Raw genomic sequence first — 19,304 nt, 5'->3', positions numbered from 1 at the left:
GGTCAACGGGTGTGCGCCACCGCCGCCAGAACGCGCCGGACGGCCCGTTCGGCCGCCGTGCTCTCCTCCTCCCGGACGTCCCCGGCCAGGTGCCGGGCGCGGTCGGCGTGTTCGCGGGCGCGGTCGATCGCGGCGGCCAGCCGCTGCGGCGTCAGCGTTCCCGTGAGGGGGGCGGGGCCCACACCCGCCCGCCGGACCCGGTCGCCCCAGAACCACTGGTCCCCGACGAAGGGCCGCACGACCTGGGGGACACCGGCGCGCAGCGCGGCGGCGGTGGTCCCCGCCCCGCCGTGGTGCACCACGGCCGCCATACGCGGGAACAACCGGTCGTGGGGGGCCTCGTCCACCACCAGGACGTCGTCCGACGCCTCCCCGGCGGCGGAGAGGGCTCCCCACCCGGTCGCCAGGACGGCCCGGTGGCCGCTCAGGCGCACACCCTCGACGACGGTGCGGGTGAGCTCGGCGGCATCCCTCGACACCATGCTGCCGAACCCGACGTAGACCGGCGCACTCCCCGCGTCGAGGAACCGGGCCAGCTCGTCCGGCGGGGCCCACCCGTCCTCGAAGGGCAGGAGGAGGGCGCCTGAAGGGGCGGCGTCGGGCGGCCAGTCGGCGGGGGAGGGCACCAGGTGCCGGCTCCAGATGTGCAGTGCCCCGCCGGCGGAGATGCGTTCGGACAGCGACGCGGACCGCCCGTGCAGTCCCAGCTCCTCGGAGCGCCAGCGGCGCAGCAGCCCCCGGTAGGGGGCCTCCACGGCGGCGGCGAGCCGCCAGCTCGGACGGTGGAGGAAACGGGGCACCCGGACCGGGACCAGCGGGGAGGCGAACTCGGCGGTCGGCGTGTACAGCGGCAGGGTGAGCACCGCGATCGAGGGCACCCCGAGGAGGTCGGCCAGGTCGGCGGCGCCCAGCGCCTTGGGCGCGTGGACGACGACGTCGCAGCCGGCATCGGACAACCGCGCCACGTCGTCCAGCCAGGCCCGCATGAGCGGCCCGACCGCGCGGGCCGAGGTGAGGGCGGCGAGGGTTCCCCGGTGGGCGAGGTCGTCCTGGAGGGCGAGCACGCCCTCGTCCATCGGCAGGAAGTCCGTTCCGTGGCGGGAGGCCAGCGGCGCGAACCGGCGGGGCGCCGCGACCACGGCCCCGTGGCCCTCCCGCGTGAGCGCGCGTGCCAGGGCCACGAAGGGCTGGACGTCGCCCCTGCTCCCGGTCGTGACGATCAGCGCCCTCATCGCCGTCCCTCCTGCTTGACCCGGTCCCACTCGTCCAGGAGCTTCGGGAAGCGGTCGGCCATGAACCCGTACATGTCGCGCATGAGCTCGAGGCGTTCGCGCCGGGCGGGATCGTCGCCCACCGCCGCGAGACCGCGCTCGGCCAGGTGGCGGAACCCCTCGAACTCGGCCATCTTCGCGCGGAAGGCGCGCTCGAAGACGTCCTGGGCGAGCCGGTACCGGTCCCGCCGCTCCCCGCGGCGCCGGAACCGCTCCACGAGCCCGCTCCGCTCCAGCCCGCCCAGCGCGACGCTCATGCTGCTCTTGGCGACGGCCAGGGCCTCGCACAGCCGGGGGGCGTCGGCGTCCTCCTCGGCGGAGCTCATGAGCCACCCCATGACCCGCCCCTGGGTCCTGCTCAGCCCCAGGCGCTCGTAGAACATCGCGGCCTCCTCGACGAAGGCCTCCACGTCGTCCATCCGCCACCGTTCATCGCTTTGTTCGGATCGTTCCGAACAAAGTAACCCTCGGGGGCGGTGGCGGCAAGCCCCCGTCCGCGAACAGTCATCCCCCTGTCGTGCGCTCCGGCCGGGCCGGCGGGCGTCGGCCCCACCGTGCAGAGGGAGGCTGCAGAGGGCTCTTGAAAACAAAAGTACAAAATGTTTTTATGTACACAACTGATCGAAGGAGATCTCCGTGGACCTGCTCGCCGACTTCGCCGCCTGGGCCTGGCCGCGCCACCTCAACCCCCTGAGCTGGTACATCCGCCCCCTGTTCTTCCTGCCCGTCGCCTACTTCTGCTGGACCCGCCGACCCCTGGCCCTGTCCTTGACCATCGCCGCGATGCTGTCGAGCTTCTTCTGGTTCCCCGAACCCGAGGAGGTCGACCCGGCCATGGCCGCGGTCCTGGCGATGGAGGAACAGCTGTTCACCGATCCCACGTGGGTGACCTGGGCCAGCCTGGCCCTGGTCCCCCTCCTGCTCGGATCCCTGTGCGCGGCCTTCTGGTACCGCTCCCTCGGATGGGGTCTGATCGTCGTCAACGGCGGCCTGGCCGCCAAGATCTCCTGGACCGTCGCCAACTCCGGCGCGGACGGGATGGCCACCCTGCTGCCGCTGGGATCGGGCATGGTGATCATGACCGCCGCCGTCGTCCTCGTGGCCCGCCGCAGAGGACTGCCGCTGTCCCTGACCGGGGCCCGGCACGGCGATCGGGACACGCGACCGGTCACCCGATGACCGCGCGCACCGACATCGAGAGGGGAGCAGATATGCCACCGGCGTTCTCACCGCGGGAGAAGGCCCGCATCACCGACCTGCTGCTGGGGTCGGGAGAGGCCCTGTTCACCGCACGGGGCCTGCGCAAGACCTCCCTGGAGGACCTGGTCGCCCCCGCCGGCATCGCCAAGAGCAGCTTCTACGTGTTCTTCGACTCCAAGGAGGCCCTCTACCTGGAGCTGATGCTGCGCCGGATGGCCGACGTCAAACGCCGCGTCATCGACGAGGCCCTGACCACCACCGACGACACCGAGGAGGCGCTGCGCCGCTTCCTGCGCGCCACGCTGGAGGTGCTGGACACCGACCCCCTGTACCGGCGGCTCATGACCCACCCCGAGGAGATGGACGCCGTCCTGCGCAAGGCCGACCCCGCCCGCCTGGAGGGGTTCCCCGACAACCCCGTGAACGCGCTCAACGCGTTCGTCACCGCGGGCCTGGAGGGCGGAGAGCTGGTCCCGGCCCCTCCGGCCGCCGTCGTCGGCGTCATCCAGGCCGTCATGCTGCTGCCCATGAACGCCGACCGGCTGGCGGCGCCCGAATCCTACGAGCAGACGCTCGACCTGCTCATCGACATCGTCGCGCGCGGTCTGACCGCCCGAAGGGAATGACGTGCACGCCCTGCTGCTCACCCACGGCACCCGGGGGGACGTCCAGCCCTTCCTGGCCCTGGCCCGCGCCCTGGCCGACGCCGGCCACACGGCCACGGTCGCCGGCCCCCGGTCCTACGCCGCCCTCGCCGCCGACCACGCGGTGGCCTACCACCCGGTGGACGACGGCCCCAACGCCCTCATGGACGACCCCGCGATGAAAGGGGTGATGGAGACGGGCCTGCGCGGCCTGCGCGGCGCGGCCCACACCGTCTCCCTCCTGCGCGAGATCACCCCGCTCATGCGGCGCGTGTACGCCGACATGGCGGCCACCGTCGACCTCGGGGCCGACGTCGTCGTGCACATCCCCGGAATGCCGGGCGCCCACATCGCCGAACGCCTCGCCGTGCCCGCCGTGCCGGTGGCCCTGCAGCCCTCCTGGGTCCCCACCCGCGCCTTCCCCGCCCCCGGGGTGCCATGGCCGGAGCGCGCCCCCGGAGCGCTCAACCCGCTCACCTACAGGCTGGCCGCCCTGGCCCTGCGCGGCCAGCGCGGCGTCGCCGAGGACCTGCGCCGGGAACTGGGGCTGGCGTCCCGGCCCGGGCGGCACGACCCCCTCCTGCGGCCGGACGGCGCACCCGCCACGGTGCTCCACGCCTTCAGCCGGCACCTGCTCCCCGCCGGGGCCCACTACCCCCCGCAGGTGCGGACCACCGGTTTCTGGTTCGCCCCGCCCGACACCGCGTGGGAGCCCCCGGCGGAGCTGGAGGCGTTCCTGGCCGCCGGCGAGCCCCCCGTGTTCGTCGGGTTCAGCAGTCTGCCCACCCTCGATCCCGCCGCCACGGGCCGCGTCGTCACGGCGGCCGTGCGCCGCGCGGGCGTGCGCGCGATCGTCGCCGCCGGGCGCGGCGGCATCGACGCCGCCGAGGCGGACGGCGACGTCCTGCTCATCGACCGCGCTCCGCACGAACGCCTGTTCCCCCGGTGCTCGGCCGTCGTCCACCACGCGGGGGCCGGGACCACGGGGGCCGCGGCTGCCGCGGGGCGCCCCCAGGTCGTGTGCCCGTTCTGGGGGGACCAGCCGTTCTGGGCCGCGCGCGTCCACGACGCGGGGGTCGCCCCCGCCCCGCTCGGCGGCCGGCGCCTGACCGAGGACGGCCTGGCCGCCGCGCTGACCGAGGCGCTCACCGGTCCCGGAACCGCCGCGCGCGCCGCGGAACTGGGGGAGCGGGTCCGTGCGGAGGGCGGAGCACGGGAGGCGGTCCGCGTCCTGGAGGAGGTCGCGCCGCCCGGCCCGGCCGGCTGAGACCTCGGCCGGGGCCGCCCGGGGGCGCCCCGGGCGGCCGTCGCCCGTGTCGCGGTCCGCTGCGGCTTCGCCGGGCCCCCTGTTGGCGGCCGCGAACATGACAGTCGATTCGGCCATGGGGATGACAGCGACTTCTCCATCACCGGTCCTCATCCGGTATCAGGTCCAGCACACGGCGCAGGTTCTCCTCGGACGTGTTGATCGCCGAGTCCAGCACCAGGTGCGGCTCCTCCCACGGCTCCCACAGCTCTTTCATGCGTTCGGCGTGCTCCCACGAGACTGTCGTCGGCCAGCAGGGGATGCCTCTGGACCTGCCCTCCAGCCGGAGTCGCTGGACCTCTTCGTCCGAGCAGACGCACTCCACTCCGAGGAACGTCCCGCCCAGGCGCTCGGTGATCGACTGCCATCTGCGGCGCTGGGCCCTGGTGTGTCCGGTCGCGTCGATGATCGCGCTCATGCCCAGGGTCAGCTGGCGTGTCACGGCGGCGGTCAACATCAGCTCGGCTATCGGGGTGCTGTTGTCGGGGCGAAGGACCCCGAACACGTCAGTGCTCACCTCTGCTTCCTCTCCGGCTGACGGTGAGTGCTCGAGGAAGAGGCTGAACCGGACGTCCGGGGCGACGGCGAACCCGTCCTCGACGCCGCCCGCTGGCAGACCTGCTGCGGCCACGCCTCGGAGACCGGAGTCCCAGTCCGCGCCGCGCGGAGGGGGACCGAACCCCGGCAGCGCGGCCAGGACCCCGGCTTCCTCCGCTCCGATCGGGATCGCCCGCCCGGCGGCTTTCTCCAGCGCGGCCCGCTGTTCGGCGGTGAGCAGGCCCATCCGGGCCCCAGGACGTAGGTGTGCGGTCCGGTGCGGCGCAATGCCCAAGCCCCGGCCCTGTCCGGGTGCGCCTGGAGGTGGTCGAGTGCGGCCTTGAGCGGGGGCGGCCGGTCGAGCGCCTGGCACAGCGTGTAGGGGTGGTTCTCCCGAAGCTGCGGCGAGGGGCAAAGCAACCCGTCAGTGGCTACGTGGCTTGGATCGTGGCTCGGCCGCCGGCCGTCTCCGGCAGGGAGGAGGAGCAGCGGCCCGGCAGATTCACTCAGTGGAGGCCGGGTTCAGGAAAACGAGCGCCCCCGGCGGCGGGCGCCGGGGGCATCGGATCCAGAACGTGCGCTACCTCAACGGCACCCCTTCGGCCGAGATTCGCGCTGCGCACCTGCGGCCCGGGGCGGCACAGGCCGGAGGGTCAGCGGGGTTCGAGGGCCGCCAAGAGCAACTCCTGCACCGCGGGCAGGACCTCCTCGACGTCCGCCCCACGGCGGGCCATCCGGTCGCCGCCGGCGCGCACGATGCCGCTGAGCAGGTGGGTGGTCAGCGGAACGTCCGCCAGCGGGCGAAAGGAGCCCTCGGCGACACCGTCGGCCACGACCTTCTCCACTGCGGCGGCAACCTGGGCGAAGGGGCCCTCGGGGAGTTCGAGGACCTCCTGGGGCACGGTGTCCGGGGGTGCGTGCAGCATCAGCCGGAGCGCGGGGGCCGTGAACGATCGCATCAGCACCTCCGCGATGTCGGCCAGGCGCTGGGGGGCCGGCCCCGGGCCTGCGGCGATCTTGTCGACGCGCTCCAGGACGTCGCGGCTGGCGAGCTGGGCGGCCTTGGCCACCAGGGAGGCCTTGTCCTTGGCGTAGTTGTAGATCGTGTTGCGTGCGATCCCGGCCCGGGCGGCCACGTGCGCGAGGTTGAACCCGTCATAGCCCTGCTCGTCGAGCAGACCGCCCAGCGCCTCGGTCAGGTCGTCCCAGACCTGTTCGTGGTGGGCCTGGAAGGTGGCGCCCTTGATACGTGCCATGAGCCCAGTATCACCCGCCCACGGGGGCGTCGGCGCCGGTCTTGCGCGACTTCAGCCGCCCGACCGCGCCGATGACCCCCAGCAGGAGGGCGCGCAGGCGTTCGGCCACCGGCCCCGAGGGCACGAAGAACTGCTGCATGATCCGGGCACGGCGCTGTTGGCGGGTGATGAAGGGGCGCATGCCCTTCTCCCAGTCGGCCAGGGCGCCCTGGAGGTCGCCGGGGCGGGCCGCCAGGGCCTTGCCCAGGTCCGCGCCGCCGCGCATGGCCGCGGTGGAGCCCATGCCGGAGTACAGGTTCAGGCACCAGGCCGCGTCCCCGACCAGGACCACCCTTCCCGAGCGCCAGGAGGGCATCTTGACCTGGTTGACCGAGTCGAACAGGAAGTCGGGGGCCCGGCCGAGCTGGTCCAGCGCGTGGGTCAGGGCGGGGTGGTCCATGCCCGCGTACACCTCGCGCAGGGTCTCCAGGGCAGGTCGGGCGAATTGCGCGTCGACGTCCTTGGTGCGGTAGGTCAGCAGCACGGTGGGGGTGCGGTCGGCGAAGCCGAAGACCCAGACCGCCCGTCGGGAGCGGGCGTTGATGACGCCGTCCTGGGGCCCGTACCCGGGGACCTGGCTGTCGAGTTCGAAGGCGCAGATGATGGCCTGCCACTGGTCCAGGTAGTCCTGGTGCGGGCCGAAGGCCAGCTCGCGCACGCTTGAGCGCACCCCGTCGGCGCCCACGACCAGGTCGTACTCCTCCATGGTCTGGGTGCCGGTGGTCGCCTCCTCCAGTGTCGCCGTCGCTCCCTGCGGGGTCTGTGTGATGGCGACCGGGCGGGTGTCGAAGCGCACCTGAACGTCCCCGAGTTCCTGCAGCGTGCGCCACAGGCCTTCCTCGATGTCCCCGCGCAGGACCGCGTAGGGGCCGCCGGGCTGGTCGAGGAACCCGGCTCCGGGTGTGGCCCGGCCCGTGGGGCCCACGCTCCAGTCCCTGCCGACGGTGGGGTTGCGCACGTGCAGGTGCCGGGTCATGCCCAGGTCCTCGGCGGCCTTTTTGCCGTCGGGGAAGACCCCGACGAAGTACCCGCCCGTGCGGCGCTCGGGCGCGCGTTCCACGATCACGGGCTCCCATCCGGCCCTGCGCAGGCCGATGGCCGCCGAGATCCCCGCGATGCCCAGTCCCACCACGAGCGCGCGCTTGTCCTGCTGTGTCATCGAGACACCCCTCCAAAAGTTGCGACGATCTGTCGCAACTTCAAGTTACGACGTTTTGTCGCAACTTTGGCGCGAGGGGCAGGTGCCCTGCGTCACACATTGGGGACGGTTCTGGTGGAGGCCGGTGATCGAGTACTCGGTCTTCGCCTCTTCCCGTCCCGTGTAGTCACTCTGCGTGACCGTTGGGGGCGTAGTGGGACCACGGGCTTCCCGCCTCGGCGGGCAGCGCGGTGATGTGTTCGGGGTGGTAGCCGAGCATCCGGGCGATGACCGGTGCCGGGGCTTGGGGCACGGGCGCCGGGGGCCTGGCCGACGCCGGGCTGACGTCCGTCACCGTTGAGGGCGAGCTCGCCGTCGACCCGGCTGTGCGGTTCAGTCTTCTCCCCGAGCACTCATCGGCAGCACAGGAGGAGACGGAGGAGGAGCACTGACGAGTTGGCGGCCGATCCACTGGCATCCCCGCGGCCGTCAACAACCCCTGCCCGGTCCGCCCGCGAGGGGCCTTGCGGTGGTGGCGCATGACACGGGCGGACGGCCTCCCTCTTCTAGTACGTTTGTACTTGTACGCACGTACCAGACATTGGGGTGAAAAGGATGCTGTTCCGGACCTCTGGGCGACGCGCACAGGGGGAGCGCCCATGACCTCCCGCCGGGACCCCGAGGGGCGCCGACGCGCCATGGTCGAGGCCGCCGCCCAGGAGATGGTCGCCAACGGCAGCTCCGCCCTGACGCACCGGCGGGTGGCCGAACTGGCCCGGGTGCCGCTGGGGGCCACCACCTACTACTTCGACTCCCTGGACGACCTGCGCGCCGCCGCACTGCAGGCCATCGCCGAGCAGGCCGACGAGGAGCTGCGCGAGTTCGCGCAGGAGATCCACGGCTGCGCCGGCCGCCCCGAGGGCATCGCCGCGCTGTTCGCCGCCTACCTGGGCGACCGCGAGCGGCTGCGCGCCGAGAGCCTGCTCTACTTCGCCGGCGTGGACAACCCCGAGCTGCGTCCGTTCGCCCAGCAGTGGGTACAGGGGGTCACCGAGATCCTGCAGGCCTACGCCGCGCCCGAAGCGGCCCGGGCCACGGCCGTCTACCTGGACGGGGTCATCCTGTACACCCTGCTCCACGACCGGCCCGTCGACGAAGCGGCGCTGCGCATGGCGATCGCCGCCCTGATGAGCACATCCCTGGAAGAGAAGCCGTGAGCACTCCGCACCACACCTCCGACGCACCGGGCGCCACCGCCGGACACCTGTCCGCCGGCCGCCGCTGGGCCGCCCTGGCGGTGCTGGCCGCCAGCCTGCTCGTGGTGGTCATGGACATGACCATCCTCAACGTCGCCCTGCCCGAGATGGCCGCGGCGCTGTCCCCGACCGCGGCCCAGCAGCTGTGGATCGTCGACATCTACTCGCTGGTCCTGGCCGGCCTCCTGGTCACCATGAGCACCCTGGGCGACCGGTGGGGCCGCAAGAGGATGCTCCTGACCGGCTTCGCCGTCTTCGGAGGGGCCTCCCTGCTGGTCCTGGCGGCCGAGTCGGCCCCCGTGGTGATCGCCGTGCGCGCCCTGCTGGGCGTGGGCGGGGCGATGATCATGCCGGCCACGCTCTCGATGATCCGCAGCCTGTTCACCGACCCGGCCGAACGCGCCAAGGCGCTGGGCATCTGGGCAGCCGTCGCCTCCCTGGGCGCGGCCGTGGGACCCATCGTGGGCGGTCTGCTGCTGGAGCACTTCTCCTGGCACGCGGCTTTCCTGCTGAACGTGCCCCTGATGGCCGCGGCCATCGTCGCGAGCCTGTTCCTGCTGCCCGAGGCGCGCAACCCCCACCCCGGGCGCTGGGACGCCCTGGCCACCGCCCTGTCGATCGCGGGCATGACCGCCCTGGTGTGGGGCATCAAGCGCATCGCCAAGGAGGGACCGGCCGACGCCCTGGCGCTGGCGGCGCTCGCGGCGGGACTGGCCCTGCTGGTCTGGTTCGTGCTGCGCTGCCTCCACAGCGACTCGCCGCTGCTGCGGGTGCGCCTGTTCACCGTCCCCTCCTTCACGGCCGGGACGCTGGCGGCGCTGTTCACCATGCTGGCCATGGGATCGGCGCTGCTGCTCGCGGCGCAGTGGTTCCAGCTCGTGCAGGGGCTGTCGCCCCTGCAGGCCGGGATCGGGCTGCTGCCGATGGCCGTCGCCGCCACGGTGGTCTCCCCGCTGGCGCCGGTGCTGGCCCAGCGGATCGGCGCCCGCACCGTCCTGGTGGGCGGCCTGGCGCTGGCGGCGCTGGGCTTCGCCGCACTGGCCCTCGCCCCCGCACCGCTCACCTACGCGCCGGTCGCGATCTTCCTGACCCTGCTCGGCGCGGGCATGGGATCCCTGGCCATCGCCTCGGCGATCATCATGTCGGGGACCCCGGCCGAGCACGCGGGCAGCGCCGCCGCGATCGAGGAGACCTCCTACGAACTGGGCGCGGTCCTGGGCGTGGCCGTGCTGGGCAGCGCGGCGGCCGCCCTCTACCGCGCCGAACTGCCCGCCTCCGACCTCGCCGCCGCGGGCCTGGGCCCGCAGGGGGTGGGGGCGGCGCAGGAGTCCCTGGGCGGCGCCCTGCACGTCCTGGCCGACCTGGGCCCCGCCGGCGCCGCGGCCGCTGCCCAGGCCCAGGAGGCCTTCACCCACGGCCTGACCCTGGTCGGCGGCATCGGCGCCGCGATCATGCTGGTGTCGGTGGTCGTGGTGTTCGCCCTCACGCCCAAGGACCTGGACGTGACCAAGGGCCACTGAGGCCCGACCGCCGCCGCGGGGCGGCGGACCGGGCGCCGCCCCCGCACCGTCACCGGACGGGCGCGGGGGCGGTCGGCGTCCTCACGGTCGGGACGGGGTGTGATCAGCGGGCGAGCACGACGGTCTTGCCGGGCAGCCGCCCGGAGGCGGCGTCCCCGTGCACGGCGGCCAGCTCGGCCATCGGGCGGCGGTCGGCGACGTGGAGCCGGAGCCTGCCGGCGTCCACCTTGGCGACGAGCTCGGCCAGCTGAGCTCCGTCGCTGCGGACCCACAGGCTCGCGGTGCGCACCTTCCGGTCGGGGTCCTCGGGGACCGGGCCGGCCGTGCTGGCGGCGACCCCGCCGTCGGCGACGTAGTCCGCCAGCCGCGCGAGCTCCTCCGGGGAGACGCGCACGTGGTTCACCACGACCTGGAACGGACCGCCCACGACGGCAGGGCCCGCGGCCAGGTCGAGGGGTCCGACGACCCGGTCCGCGCCGTAGCCCCGGAGGCGGTCGGCGTGCTGCGGCGCGTCCACCGCGGTCACGTGCGCTCCCGCGTCGACGGCGAGCTGAACCACGAGGCCGCCCACAGCGCCCCCCGCCCCGTTGACCAGGACGCTCTGCCCGGGCTTCAGCTCGGCGAGCTCGAAGGCCGTCTGCCAGGCCGCCAGGCCGGTCAGCGGCAGCGCCGCGGCGTCGACCAGCTCGATCGTCCGGGGCGCCGGGACCAGGGACCCGGCCGGGACGAGTGCGTACTCGGCGGCCCCGCCGGCGGAGTCCAGGGGCAGCATCGCCACGACCCGGTCGCCCACGGCCGGGCCCGTCACGCCCGCGCCGAGTTCGGCGACGGTGCCCGCCAGGTCGATCCCCGGCACGTACGGCAGGGTGATCGGGAGCATCTCGGCCAGGACGCCGGCGCGGATGTGGTCGTCGACCGGGTTGAACGAGGTGGCCGCCACCCGCACCAGCACCTGGCCGGCGCCGGGGACCGGACGGTCGACGTCCTCGTGGCGCAGGACCTCGCTGCTGCCGAACTCGTGGAAACGGATTGCCTTCATAACACTTTCCTCCAGGGTGTGATGGTGTCGTCGCCCCAGGACGGGCGACCAGGCGCGAAGGTGGAGCACGTCGAGGCGCTCAGGCCAGCTGCACCGACCGGATGGAGTTGCCCATCACCATGCGGTCGATCGCGCTCACGGCGCTGCCGGGGTCGTCGGCGGCGCCGACGGTCAACAGCAGCGGGACGAAGTGGTCGGCCGTCGGATGGGCGATCGCGGCGCCGGGCGCCTTGCCGCGGTAGTCGGCGAGGGCGTCGGCGTCGCCCCGGGCGAGGGCGTCGACGGCCCATGCGTCGAAGGCCGCGGTGGCGGCGGCGAGTTCGGGTCGGCGGAAGACGGCGAAACTGTGCGTCATGAAGCCCGAGCCGAGAACGAGGACGCCTTCGTCGCGCAGGGACCGCAGGCGTGTGCCGAGGTCGAGCAGGGCGCCGGGGTCCAGGCCGGGCATCGACAACTGCACGACCGGGACGTCGGCGGCGGGGTACATGGCCATGAGCGGGATGAAGGCGCCGTGGTCGAGGCCGCGGTCGGCGAACTCGTGCACCGGTGCCGGGCCCAGCAGGCCCGCGAGCCGCCGGGCCAGGTCGGTGGCGTCCGGGGTCGCGTAGGGAAGGGTCTTGTAGCGGGGGTGGAAGCCGCTGAAGTCGTAGTGGAGCGGGACGCCGGCCGCGGCTCCCGATATCGCGGCCGGCGCCTGTTCCCAGTGGGCCGAGACCACGACGACGGCCCGGGGCTTGGGCATCGACCGGGCCCAGTCGAAGAGGTCGTCGAGCCACTGCGGGTCGTCGAGGGTGAACGGGGCGCCGTGGCTGACGAAGAGGCTGGGCATGGGCCCGTCGGAGGGGGTCCACACCCGCTGTCCGCGCGCCTGTGGCAGGACCCGGGCGAGGAGGTCGTCGTACGCCGCGGCCGGTGCGCGCGGCGGTACAGAGGGGTTCAGGCTGCTCGTGGTGGTCAAAACCAGCTCCTTCACTTGCTCAGGAAAGTGTTTTTACTTTCCTAGGCAAGTGAAACGTAGCCGGTCGAGGGTTGCCTGCGCAAGTGATGCGAGTTGCCCAGGCAAGTATGATGGGGCTCATGGACACCCAACCCTGGCTCGACGACGACCAACAGGACCTGTGGCAGGCGCTGCTCACGGTCGTCATCGCCCTACCAGCTGCCCTCGACCGCCAGCTGCAGCGGGAGGCGGGCATCTCCAACTTCGAGTACGGGGTCCTGGCCCGGCTGTCCATGGCCGACGAGGCCACGATGCGGCTCAGCGAGCTGGCCCGGCTCTGCGACAGCACCCAGCCCCGCCTGTCGAAGGTGATGGACCGTTTCGAGGCCCGTGACTGGGTCGTCCGCCGACCCGACCCCGGCGACGGCCGGTACACCCTCGCCACCCTGACCGGCGCCGGCCGGCAGAAGCTCGTCGAGAGCGCACCGGAACACGTCGCGCAGGTGAAACGGCTCGTGTTCGACCCGCTCACCGCCGCTCAGCGCCGCCACCTCGGGACCGCGCTCACCCGCATCGCCGCCACCGTGCGCCAGGAGGCCGAAGGGGGCTGAGCGCGCCGTTTCCTGAGGGGGCCTCCGCTGGCCCCCGCCCCCGCGACGCCGGTGACGGGGTGTGGGGTTGGGCCGCTGCGAGGTGGGCTTTGGCCGCGCGTAGGGGCTCGGCGCACATAGAGGCGCGGTCGACCTGCTGCAGGCGGCCCGGCGTCAGGGGGCTCGTCCCGGGTTCGACCACGGGGGAAGGCCGGTGCTGCACGCCTCGGCGACCAGCAGGGCGCACACGCTGAACAACGCCCCCGGCTCCACCGCTGGTAGCCGTCCGGACCATCTCCAGCGCCGGGCCACGCCGCTGCACCGGCTCGTCGGCGCCGAGTCCTCCTGCCACCTCGCCCGGGACGCCGAGGACGTGCGGGCCGGGGCCTCGGCCCTGGCCCGCACGTGCGGCCACTTACACCTGGGCGTATCCACCGTCGGCGTGGAACTCGGCGCCGTTGATGTAGCTCGACGCGTCCGAGGCGAGGAATGTCGTCAGGGCGGCGATCTCCTCGGGCTCGGCGAGCCGGCCGAGGGGGATGGCGGCCTCGGCCTGCTTGAGCGCCTCGGGTGGGACGAGCTCCAGCAGGCCTTCGGTGCGTGTAGCACCGGGGGATACGACGTTGACACGGAAGCCGTGTGTGCGCGCGCTGAGGGCCCAACCGCGAGCGAGGGTGCGAACTGCGGCCTTCGACGCCGCGTAGACCTCAAGTCCCTGGTCGGGTCGGGTCGGGGCGGTCGAGCCCGTCAGGATCACCGAAGCGTTCTTGCTGAGCAGCGGTAGCGCCTGCTGGAGCGTGAAGATCGTTCCCTTGACGTTGGTGGCGAACACCGAGTCGATCAGCTCTTCGGTCACCTCGCCGAACGGAGCCGCGATGCCGATGCCGGCGTTGGCGACCAGCACGTCGACGCGTCCGGCCTGGTCCCGCACGGTGCTGTAGAACGCGTCGAGCTCGGAGGGCACCGAGACGTCGCAGACGACGCCGGTCACGCGGTCGCCGAGTTCGGCGACCGCGGCGTCGAGCACGTGCTTGCGGCGACCGGTGATGAACACCGTGGCGCCCGCGTCGCGGAACGCGCGAGCGGTCGCGAACCCGATGCCGGTGCCGGCCCCGGTGACGACGGCGATCTTACCTTCCAAGACGGCCATGCCGCCCTCCTCTTCATTGTGGACTGGTGCGTCAATAACCATACCCCTGTTATGGACCGATCGGTCAAAATTGGGCTCGTGTCGAAACATCGGGGCTCCGCGTCTCGGGCCCACCCCGTCACCGGCGGCGGCATCACAGGGGCGGATCGGCCCCCCGGGGCGGCCCAAGTCGTCGGTCGCGGATCGGGCCGACCGGCAGCCGGCAGCACACAGAGGGCCTGCAGGCGGACCGCGTTCCCCTCGGAAACAGCGGCGCGCAGCTCGAGGGCGCGCCGCAGGGTGCCAGGCCGGCCGCGGACTGCGGCGGTACGGGCCGGTCGGTAGGGCGCTGTTACTGCGCTGGGATGGGCAGCAGTCGCGCCAGGGCGGAGTGAGCGATCGTGCTCAGCACGTCGATGTCCATGCCGGTGCGCCCAAGGGCGATGAGACCGAGCTGTGCGACAAGGGCCGCACGGGCGGTCTCGGACGGATCGGCGCCGGGATCGAGGTCGCCTTCGCTCCGGGCGCGCTCCAGCGCCGCGGTGAGGACGGCGGTGATCGCGTCGTAGCTGCGGCGGGCCTCGGCAGCGACGTCCGGGGTGCTGGCGGCAAGCTCGGCGTTGCTGTTGGCCAGCAGGCAGCCCCGGCGCGCAACCGCCCCGGTCGGGTCACCGGTCAGGCCGAGGACGAACTCACGCACCACGTCGCCCCCCTTGGCGGCAGAAGCCAGACGCTCGCGCAGTGCCAGCAGGTTCGCGTCGTCGTACTCCCGCAGCACCCGGAGAAACAAGCTCCTCTTATCCCCGAACGCCCCGTAGAGGCTGCCCTTGCCCAACCCGCTCACGCGCAGCAGGTCGTCCATCGACGTCGCCGCGTACCCCTTGTCCCAGAACTCGTCGCGGACAGCGAGAAGCACGCGGTTTTCGTCGAACTCACGAGGTCGCGCCATCCGCCCAGCGTACTGGTTCTGGACTACGCGGGCCACAACGAGGGGTTCCGCGTCGTCCGACGGCTTGTGCCCGGCGCGCACAGCGAAGACGACGCCCACCGCGTGGATCGCGTTGAGATCGGGGCATGACAGGACCCTCGGCCGCAGTGGCAGAAGACGCTGGACCGCAAGACCGGTCGGCACATCGGCCTCTTCCTGGCGATGAGGGCCCGCCGGGTCGCCGATCCCGTCGCTCTGCCAGAAGGCCGGCGTCGCGACCGCCGCTGCCGGGGGTCGAGACAGTCAGGAGTTGTAGACCGAGTGATCTGCGTTCTCCGTGGTTCCGGCCGCCGTGATCACTGCGTGTGGTCGCTGGAGGCGTAGCGGCTCCAGGTCCCGCCCGCCCGGGCAACGGCCCGGGTGGGCGTGGAATGGAACCCCAGCGCCTGGGCGAGGACCGGTGCGGGGCCTGGAGCACGAGTTGACGCAGCGCGGAGGCGCGCACCGCCGTTCCGGGAAGACCGATGTCGCGGATCAGCTCGGCGAGACTGTGCGGATACAGGGGGCGTCCGGCCCTGCGTCCGGGAAACAGCCAGGTCGCATCCCGGTTGTTCGTGTTCATGTCGGTCCGTCGGTCCCTGGCCTGGAGCGGCGGGTCAGCGAAGGGTTCGGGGACCGGGGCCGGTGGGTCGCCGAGCCGGATGAGCACCCGCCCGTCGGCGTCCTGGGTCAACCGACAGGCGGGTCGGCCTGGTCGACGCGCTCGACACGGAAGGCGTCCAAGACCGCGTCGGCGATCAGCGCAGGCATCTCACCGACCGGGCGACACACCCCGAGTTGCGCCTCGATCTCGTCCGCGATCACAGCGGCGAGTGCGCGGGCGACCGCGCGCTTGTCCATCGCACCCTCTTCCTCTGCGCCGGGTGGACAGGGAGCCCGAAAGGAGCTGAGGTCGATGGCGGCGCGAGCGCGGTTCATCACGGCGTCGTAGCCGTGAGCGCCGAGTTCCGGGAGGATGAGCGGCGCGAGCGCCTGCTGTACGTCGGACAGCACCTTCTGCTCGACCGGTCTCGCCGATTCGATCGAGCTCAGGTCGTACGCGAACTCTGCAAAGGCGATCAGCTCGTGTAGAACCGTCGCCTCGGCCTGCGACATGCCCAGGGTCACGGACCCGTCGGGAGCATCGGTTGCACGCATCGCATCGCTCCTGCTCAGATGTGTCATCGTGTCGGAACTCGACGGCGTCGCCGTCGGCCGTCACGTACTCGGGCGCTCTCCCCGGCCGAGCTCCAACGCCTCATGCGCCGAGCGGTCGTTCGGCCCGGCGGGATGGTCAGGGCACAGCCGATGACCCTCCCCGTGCGATCGGTGGCCGCCGGCAGCGCCGACAGGCCCGTGGGAGCCCCGCCGACCACGGGCGCGGCGGGCGTCTCAGCGCGTCGGGACGCGGTGGCTCACGGAGCCGCCGCGGGTGCGTCGCCGGGGGAGGGGGCGCTGTCGGCCGGGGCGTCCCCGGGACCGGGCTCCCGTTCGGGGCCGGGTGCGTCACCGGGGGCGCCGGTGACGCCGTCGGGGTGCAGGTGGGCCATCAGCCCCCGGAACCGCACCCAGGAGTCGTGCTCCACCCCGGTGCCCACCCGGTACCAGAACGCGGGGGTCAGCGGCGGCCCGAACGGCAGCGGGCGCACGGGGGCGCCCAGCGCCCGGCCGGTGCCGATGACGGCCACCGCCTCCTGACCCAGGGCCATGCCCACCGGCAGCGGCAGACCCGCCCAGTGCGGCGCGTAGGTGAGGTCGGCGCGGCCGCCCACCCGGCGCACCGTCATGGTCCGCAGCACGTCCCGCCCGGTCAGCTCCCCGACCAGCGCGGGAAGCACTGACAGGTCGGGTTCGACGCCCTCGGGGTACCCGACGGAGAACGTGATCGCCTCGCGCACCCCGGACGAGGTGCGGCTCACCCGCACCGTGCCCGCGAACGGGCGCACGCCGTCCTCGCGCGTACCCTCGGGCGAGCCGGAGAACGCCGCCCAGGTCTGGCCGGGGGCGCGGTCGCGCACGGTCCGGGTGAACACGGCCCGCCTCCACTCCTGGGGGAGGGGCTCGGCCGTGCCCCACACGGCGGGCGGGCCGCCGCCCAGGCGCTCGGCGAGCAGTTCCACGGAGTGGCCCAGGACCAGGCCGTTGTCGGCGGGGTGCTCCACGTTGAGGTCCACGTGCAGTTGGCAGCCGCGGTCGGCGTCGTCGGCGCGGAACGCCTCCGGCGGGCCGTCGGCCCGGGCGTCCCCGTCCACGGTGAAGGCCTCGCGCTCGTCCCAGCGCAGCCGAACGCCGGAGAAGCCGTCGTAGTAGGAGCCCCCGGGGGCCTGGACCACCCAGCGGGCGGCGGGGGACATCAGGAAGGAGTGCAGTGCGTGGGTGATGCGCGAGGTCGAGGGGGTGACGACCTGGAGGCGCAGGCCCCGGCGGCCGTGGCGGGCCAGGACGTCCACGATCCAGGGGGAGAGCGGGACCAGGGGGCGGTCCTGCACCACGACGGCGGCCTGCTCGGTGAGGGCGGTGACCGCGGGGTGGCCGGTGGCGCCCTCCAGGAACGGATCGCGCCGGTCCAGCCCGGGGACCGGCTCCCACACCGAGCCGCCCAGGCGCTCGGCGAGGCGGCGGGCGAAGCGGCCGACCACCCCGGCGGTGTCGGCGCCGGGGAGGTCCGCGCCGCGGGCCTCCACCCAGTACGGCTGGGCGGGCAGGTCGTCGGCGATGCCGTCGGCGAGCAGGCGCTCGGCCTCGGCGGACAGGGCCAGCTTCTGGGCGGCCTGCATGGCGGCGACCACCCGGCCGCCCTCGTCGACGAGCTCCACCAGGGCTCCGTCGGCGACCAGGCGCACCCGCAGGCCGCGCCCGGCTGCGGCGAGCGCGTCGATGAGGGCGCGGCGGTCGGGGGCGTCGGCCAGCAGGGCGACCGCGTCGTGGCTCAAGGGGGACTCCTCAACACAGGGGGTCGGACGGCGGAGTGGTGCCGGGTGGGATACGCGGGATGTCCGGAAGGTTCACGTCCATGTGTTCCCAGAGCGGCCCCCGCGACGCCTCCGACGGCGGGGGCGCCGCGGAACCCGCTCCTGGCGAACCTGCGCGGCGCCCGGCCCCGGAGGGGGCGGGCGGCACCCCGGTCCGTGCCGCCGCAGGCCGCGGCCGTCCCCCGAAACCCTCGCGCGCGGGTGGTTTCCTTTCGTCCGAAGACGGTGAAACCTTCAACGCGGAGGGAGCGTCACACCTGTGTCCGCGTCCCGGGAGCCGGCCCCGCCGGCCGCCGGGACCGTGGCCCCGGGCGACGTCCGACCGGGGTCCTTCGCCCCTCGCGACGCCTGACCCTCGCGCCGCCCCCCGTCCGCACCCTTCAACGACCCGCACCCCAGGACCGACGGGTCCGGACCGCGCCGGCCGCACGCCGACCGGCGCACACGCGAAAGGAGCAGTCCGTGTCGCAGTGGAACATCCAGCCCGCGGCCGTGGGCGGCGTCCTCCAGGCCGTCGCCGGCCACCTCGGCGAGGAGGGCAGCGGCGAGGGCCTGGTCGGCGTCATGGAGAACGTCGAGGAACACCTGGTGGACAGCGGCGAATACGCCAAGAGCGGTATCGTCGGCATGGCCCTGGGCGAGTTCGCCGAGCACTACTTCGGGATCATGGGCGACATCGCGGGCCTGACCATGGCCGCCGTCACCGGCGCCAGCGAGGCCACCACCCACTACATGAACGGCAACCTCGAGATGGCGGAGGAGGCCCAGGCCAACGCGGGAGTGATCCCGCCGCCGCCCCCGCCGCCCCCCTCGAACGGCCCCAACCAGGCCGTCTGACGCCCACCCCCACCGGACCCCGCCCCGAGGCCCCGACGTGAAGGGATTCACGATGAGCACCACCACCGCGGTCAGCGACCTCGCCGTCCGCATCCACGCGATCGACTGGGACGGCGACCTGGAGCACACGCGGTCGCGGGTCGCGCTGATGCGCGAGTACCTGCGCCGCTCGGCCGTGTGGACGCGTGCCCTGGGCGCCAAGGGGTGGCCGTTCTACGACATCGCGGAGTTCGCGGCGCCGGGCGTGCGCGCCGCCGACGAGGTGGTCGAAGGCGTGCTGGGGAGCCCGGTGGTCATCGAGCAGTACCCGACGGTGGGCAAGAGCTGCGTGTGGGCACTGCACATGGCGGCGGCCCGCGACGCCGGGGCGCCCCTGCCGGACCTGCCCGACCCCTTCGAGCCGCTGATCCGCATGTACGAGCGCGGCGGCGGCTTCTCCCTGTCGACCACCGGCACTATCGACATCGACGCCGCGGGCCTGTACCGGGGCACGCTCCCCACCCACCTCGGGGACGAGCCCAGGGCCCCCGAGACCGAGGCCGGGCTCAACGCCCTCGACGGCGCCTGACCCTCCCCGGTGCCGTGCGCCCGGCGCACGGCACCACCGCCGAACCCTTCCCCCGCCCCCTCCCACCGGTGCCAGCCCCCGCCGGCCGCACGGACCCG

Annotated in this window: 20 protein-coding genes; 9 read left to right on the top strand and 11 right to left on the bottom strand. The window is 73.5% G+C overall.

Going from position 1 to position 19,304, the window contains the following annotated elements; translation table 11 throughout:
• Positions 1-2: 2 nt before the first annotated feature.
• Positions 3-1,232 (bottom strand): glycosyltransferase, encoded by a 1,230-nt coding sequence (locus tag ACQPYD_RS18120; RefSeq protein WP_433696780.1) that lies wholly within the window; start codon positions 1,230-1,232, stop codon positions 3-5.
• Positions 1,229-1,690 (bottom strand): GbsR/MarR family transcriptional regulator, encoded by a 462-nt coding sequence (locus ACQPYD_RS18115; RefSeq protein WP_433696779.1) that lies wholly within the window; start codon positions 1,688-1,690, stop codon positions 1,229-1,231. The genes ACQPYD_RS18120 and ACQPYD_RS18115 overlap by 4 nt, the downstream gene beginning before the upstream one ends.
• Positions 1,691-1,907: 217 nt before the next feature.
• Between ACQPYD_RS18115 and ACQPYD_RS18110 the strand changes: the two genes are divergently transcribed.
• From ACQPYD_RS18110 to ACQPYD_RS18100, 3 genes are read left to right on the top strand one after another with little or no spacing between them, the layout of a single operon-like run.
• Complete coding sequence (locus ACQPYD_RS18110) at positions 1,908-2,450, top strand: hypothetical protein (RefSeq protein ID WP_433696778.1); 543 nt, start codon at positions 1,908-1,910, stop codon at positions 2,448-2,450.
• A 32-nt stretch (positions 2,451-2,482) separates the two neighbouring features.
• The gene (locus tag ACQPYD_RS18105) at positions 2,483-3,097 is read left to right on the top strand and encodes a TetR/AcrR family transcriptional regulator (protein WP_433696777.1); all 615 of its coding nucleotides are present in this window, start codon (positions 2,483-2,485) and stop codon (positions 3,095-3,097) included.
• Position 3,098: 1 nt separating this feature from the next.
• A complete protein-coding gene (locus ACQPYD_RS18100) occupies positions 3,099-4,382 on the top strand; it encodes a glycosyltransferase (RefSeq protein WP_433696776.1) in 1,284 nt (427 codons plus the stop codon).
• A 139-nt stretch (positions 4,383-4,521) separates the two neighbouring features.
• On the opposite strand, the gene ACQPYD_RS18095 is transcribed toward ACQPYD_RS18100, so the two are convergent.
• The 3 genes from ACQPYD_RS18095 to ACQPYD_RS18085 all read right to left on the bottom strand — a co-directional run bounded on the left by ACQPYD_RS18095 (position 4,522) and on the right by ACQPYD_RS18085 (position 7,412).
• Positions 4,522-5,205, bottom strand: coding sequence for an AAA family ATPase (locus ACQPYD_RS18095; RefSeq protein WP_433696775.1), 684 nt, complete (start codon positions 5,203-5,205; stop codon positions 4,522-4,524).
• Positions 5,206-5,611: 406 nt separating this feature from the next.
• Complete coding sequence (locus tag ACQPYD_RS18090; protein ID WP_433696774.1) at positions 5,612-6,214, bottom strand: TetR/AcrR family transcriptional regulator; 603 nt, start codon at positions 6,212-6,214, stop codon at positions 5,612-5,614.
• Positions 6,215-6,224: 10 nt separating this feature from the next.
• Positions 6,225-7,412 (bottom strand): FAD-dependent monooxygenase, encoded by a 1,188-nt coding sequence (locus ACQPYD_RS18085; protein WP_433696773.1) that lies wholly within the window; start codon positions 7,410-7,412, stop codon positions 6,225-6,227.
• Positions 7,413-7,678: 266 nt separating this feature from the next.
• Here ACQPYD_RS18085 and ACQPYD_RS18080 point away from each other — a divergent pair, with 266 nt between their 5' ends.
• The 3 genes from ACQPYD_RS18080 to ACQPYD_RS18070 all read left to right on the top strand — a co-directional run bounded on the left by ACQPYD_RS18080 (position 7,679) and on the right by ACQPYD_RS18070 (position 10,167).
• Positions 7,679-7,843 carry a hypothetical protein gene (locus tag ACQPYD_RS18080; RefSeq protein WP_433696772.1) on the top strand — a complete coding sequence of 55 codons (165 nt, stop codon included), beginning with the start codon at positions 7,679-7,681 and terminating at the stop codon, positions 7,841-7,843.
• A 207-nt stretch (positions 7,844-8,050) separates the two neighbouring features.
• Positions 8,051-8,608 (top strand): TetR/AcrR family transcriptional regulator, encoded by a 558-nt coding sequence (locus ACQPYD_RS18075; protein WP_433696771.1) that lies wholly within the window; start codon positions 8,051-8,053, stop codon positions 8,606-8,608.
• A 110-nt stretch (positions 8,609-8,718) separates the two neighbouring features.
• The gene (locus tag ACQPYD_RS18070; RefSeq protein ID WP_433702083.1) at positions 8,719-10,167 is read left to right on the top strand and encodes an MFS transporter; all 1,449 of its coding nucleotides are present in this window, start codon (positions 8,719-8,721) and stop codon (positions 10,165-10,167) included.
• A 103-nt stretch (positions 10,168-10,270) separates the two neighbouring features.
• Here ACQPYD_RS18070 and ACQPYD_RS18065 read toward each other — a convergent pair whose 3' ends face one another.
• Positions 10,271-11,206, bottom strand: coding sequence for an NADP-dependent oxidoreductase (locus ACQPYD_RS18065; RefSeq protein WP_433696770.1), 936 nt, complete (start codon positions 11,204-11,206; stop codon positions 10,271-10,273).
• Positions 11,207-11,285: 79 nt separating this feature from the next.
• Positions 11,286-12,164: a dioxygenase family protein gene (locus ACQPYD_RS18060; RefSeq protein WP_433696769.1), complete on the bottom strand. Its 879-nt coding sequence runs from the start codon at positions 12,162-12,164 to the stop codon at positions 11,286-11,288.
• A 119-nt stretch (positions 12,165-12,283) separates the two neighbouring features.
• On the opposite strand from ACQPYD_RS18060, the gene ACQPYD_RS18055 reads away from it, so the two are divergent.
• Complete coding sequence (locus ACQPYD_RS18055) at positions 12,284-12,754, top strand: MarR family winged helix-turn-helix transcriptional regulator (RefSeq protein WP_433696768.1); 471 nt, start codon at positions 12,284-12,286, stop codon at positions 12,752-12,754.
• Between the two features lie 394 nt (positions 12,755-13,148).
• Here the strand turns inward: ACQPYD_RS18055 and ACQPYD_RS18050 are convergent, their stop codons facing one another.
• The 4 genes from ACQPYD_RS18050 to ACQPYD_RS18035 all read right to left on the bottom strand — a co-directional run bounded on the left by ACQPYD_RS18050 (position 13,149) and on the right by ACQPYD_RS18035 (position 17,762).
• The gene (locus ACQPYD_RS18050) at positions 13,149-13,883 is read right to left on the bottom strand and encodes an SDR family NAD(P)-dependent oxidoreductase (RefSeq protein ID WP_433696767.1); all 735 of its coding nucleotides are present in this window, start codon (positions 13,881-13,883) and stop codon (positions 13,149-13,151) included.
• A gap of 331 nt (positions 13,884-14,214) precedes the next feature.
• A complete protein-coding gene (locus ACQPYD_RS18045) occupies positions 14,215-14,994 on the bottom strand; it encodes a TetR/AcrR family transcriptional regulator (protein ID WP_433696766.1) in 780 nt (259 codons plus the stop codon).
• Between the two features lie 525 nt (positions 14,995-15,519).
• Positions 15,520-15,987, bottom strand: coding sequence for a hypothetical protein (locus ACQPYD_RS18040; RefSeq protein WP_433696765.1), 468 nt, complete (start codon positions 15,985-15,987; stop codon positions 15,520-15,522).
• Between the two features lie 257 nt (positions 15,988-16,244).
• Positions 16,245-17,762, bottom strand: a complete 1,518-nt coding sequence (locus tag ACQPYD_RS18035; protein ID WP_433696764.1) for a DUF6177 family protein — start codon at positions 17,760-17,762, stop codon at positions 16,245-16,247.
• A 501-nt stretch (positions 17,763-18,263) separates the two neighbouring features.
• On the opposite strand from ACQPYD_RS18035, the gene ACQPYD_RS18030 reads away from it, so the two are divergent.
• Positions 18,264-18,638 carry a DUF6507 family protein gene (locus tag ACQPYD_RS18030; protein WP_433696763.1) on the top strand — a complete coding sequence of 125 codons (375 nt, stop codon included), beginning with the start codon at positions 18,264-18,266 and terminating at the stop codon, positions 18,636-18,638.
• 52 nt (positions 18,639-18,690) lie between these two features.
• Positions 18,691-19,206 carry a hypothetical protein gene (locus tag ACQPYD_RS18025; RefSeq protein WP_433696762.1) on the top strand — a complete coding sequence of 172 codons (516 nt, stop codon included), beginning with the start codon at positions 18,691-18,693 and terminating at the stop codon, positions 19,204-19,206.
• Positions 19,207-19,304 lie beyond the last annotated feature (98 nt).

This window comes from Nocardiopsis sp. CA-288880 (genome assembly GCF_050955985.1).
GTDB lineage: Bacteria > Actinomycetota > Actinomycetes > Streptosporangiales > Streptosporangiaceae > Nocardiopsis > Nocardiopsis tropica.
This window is presented reverse-complemented; position numbering and strand designations above follow the sequence as displayed.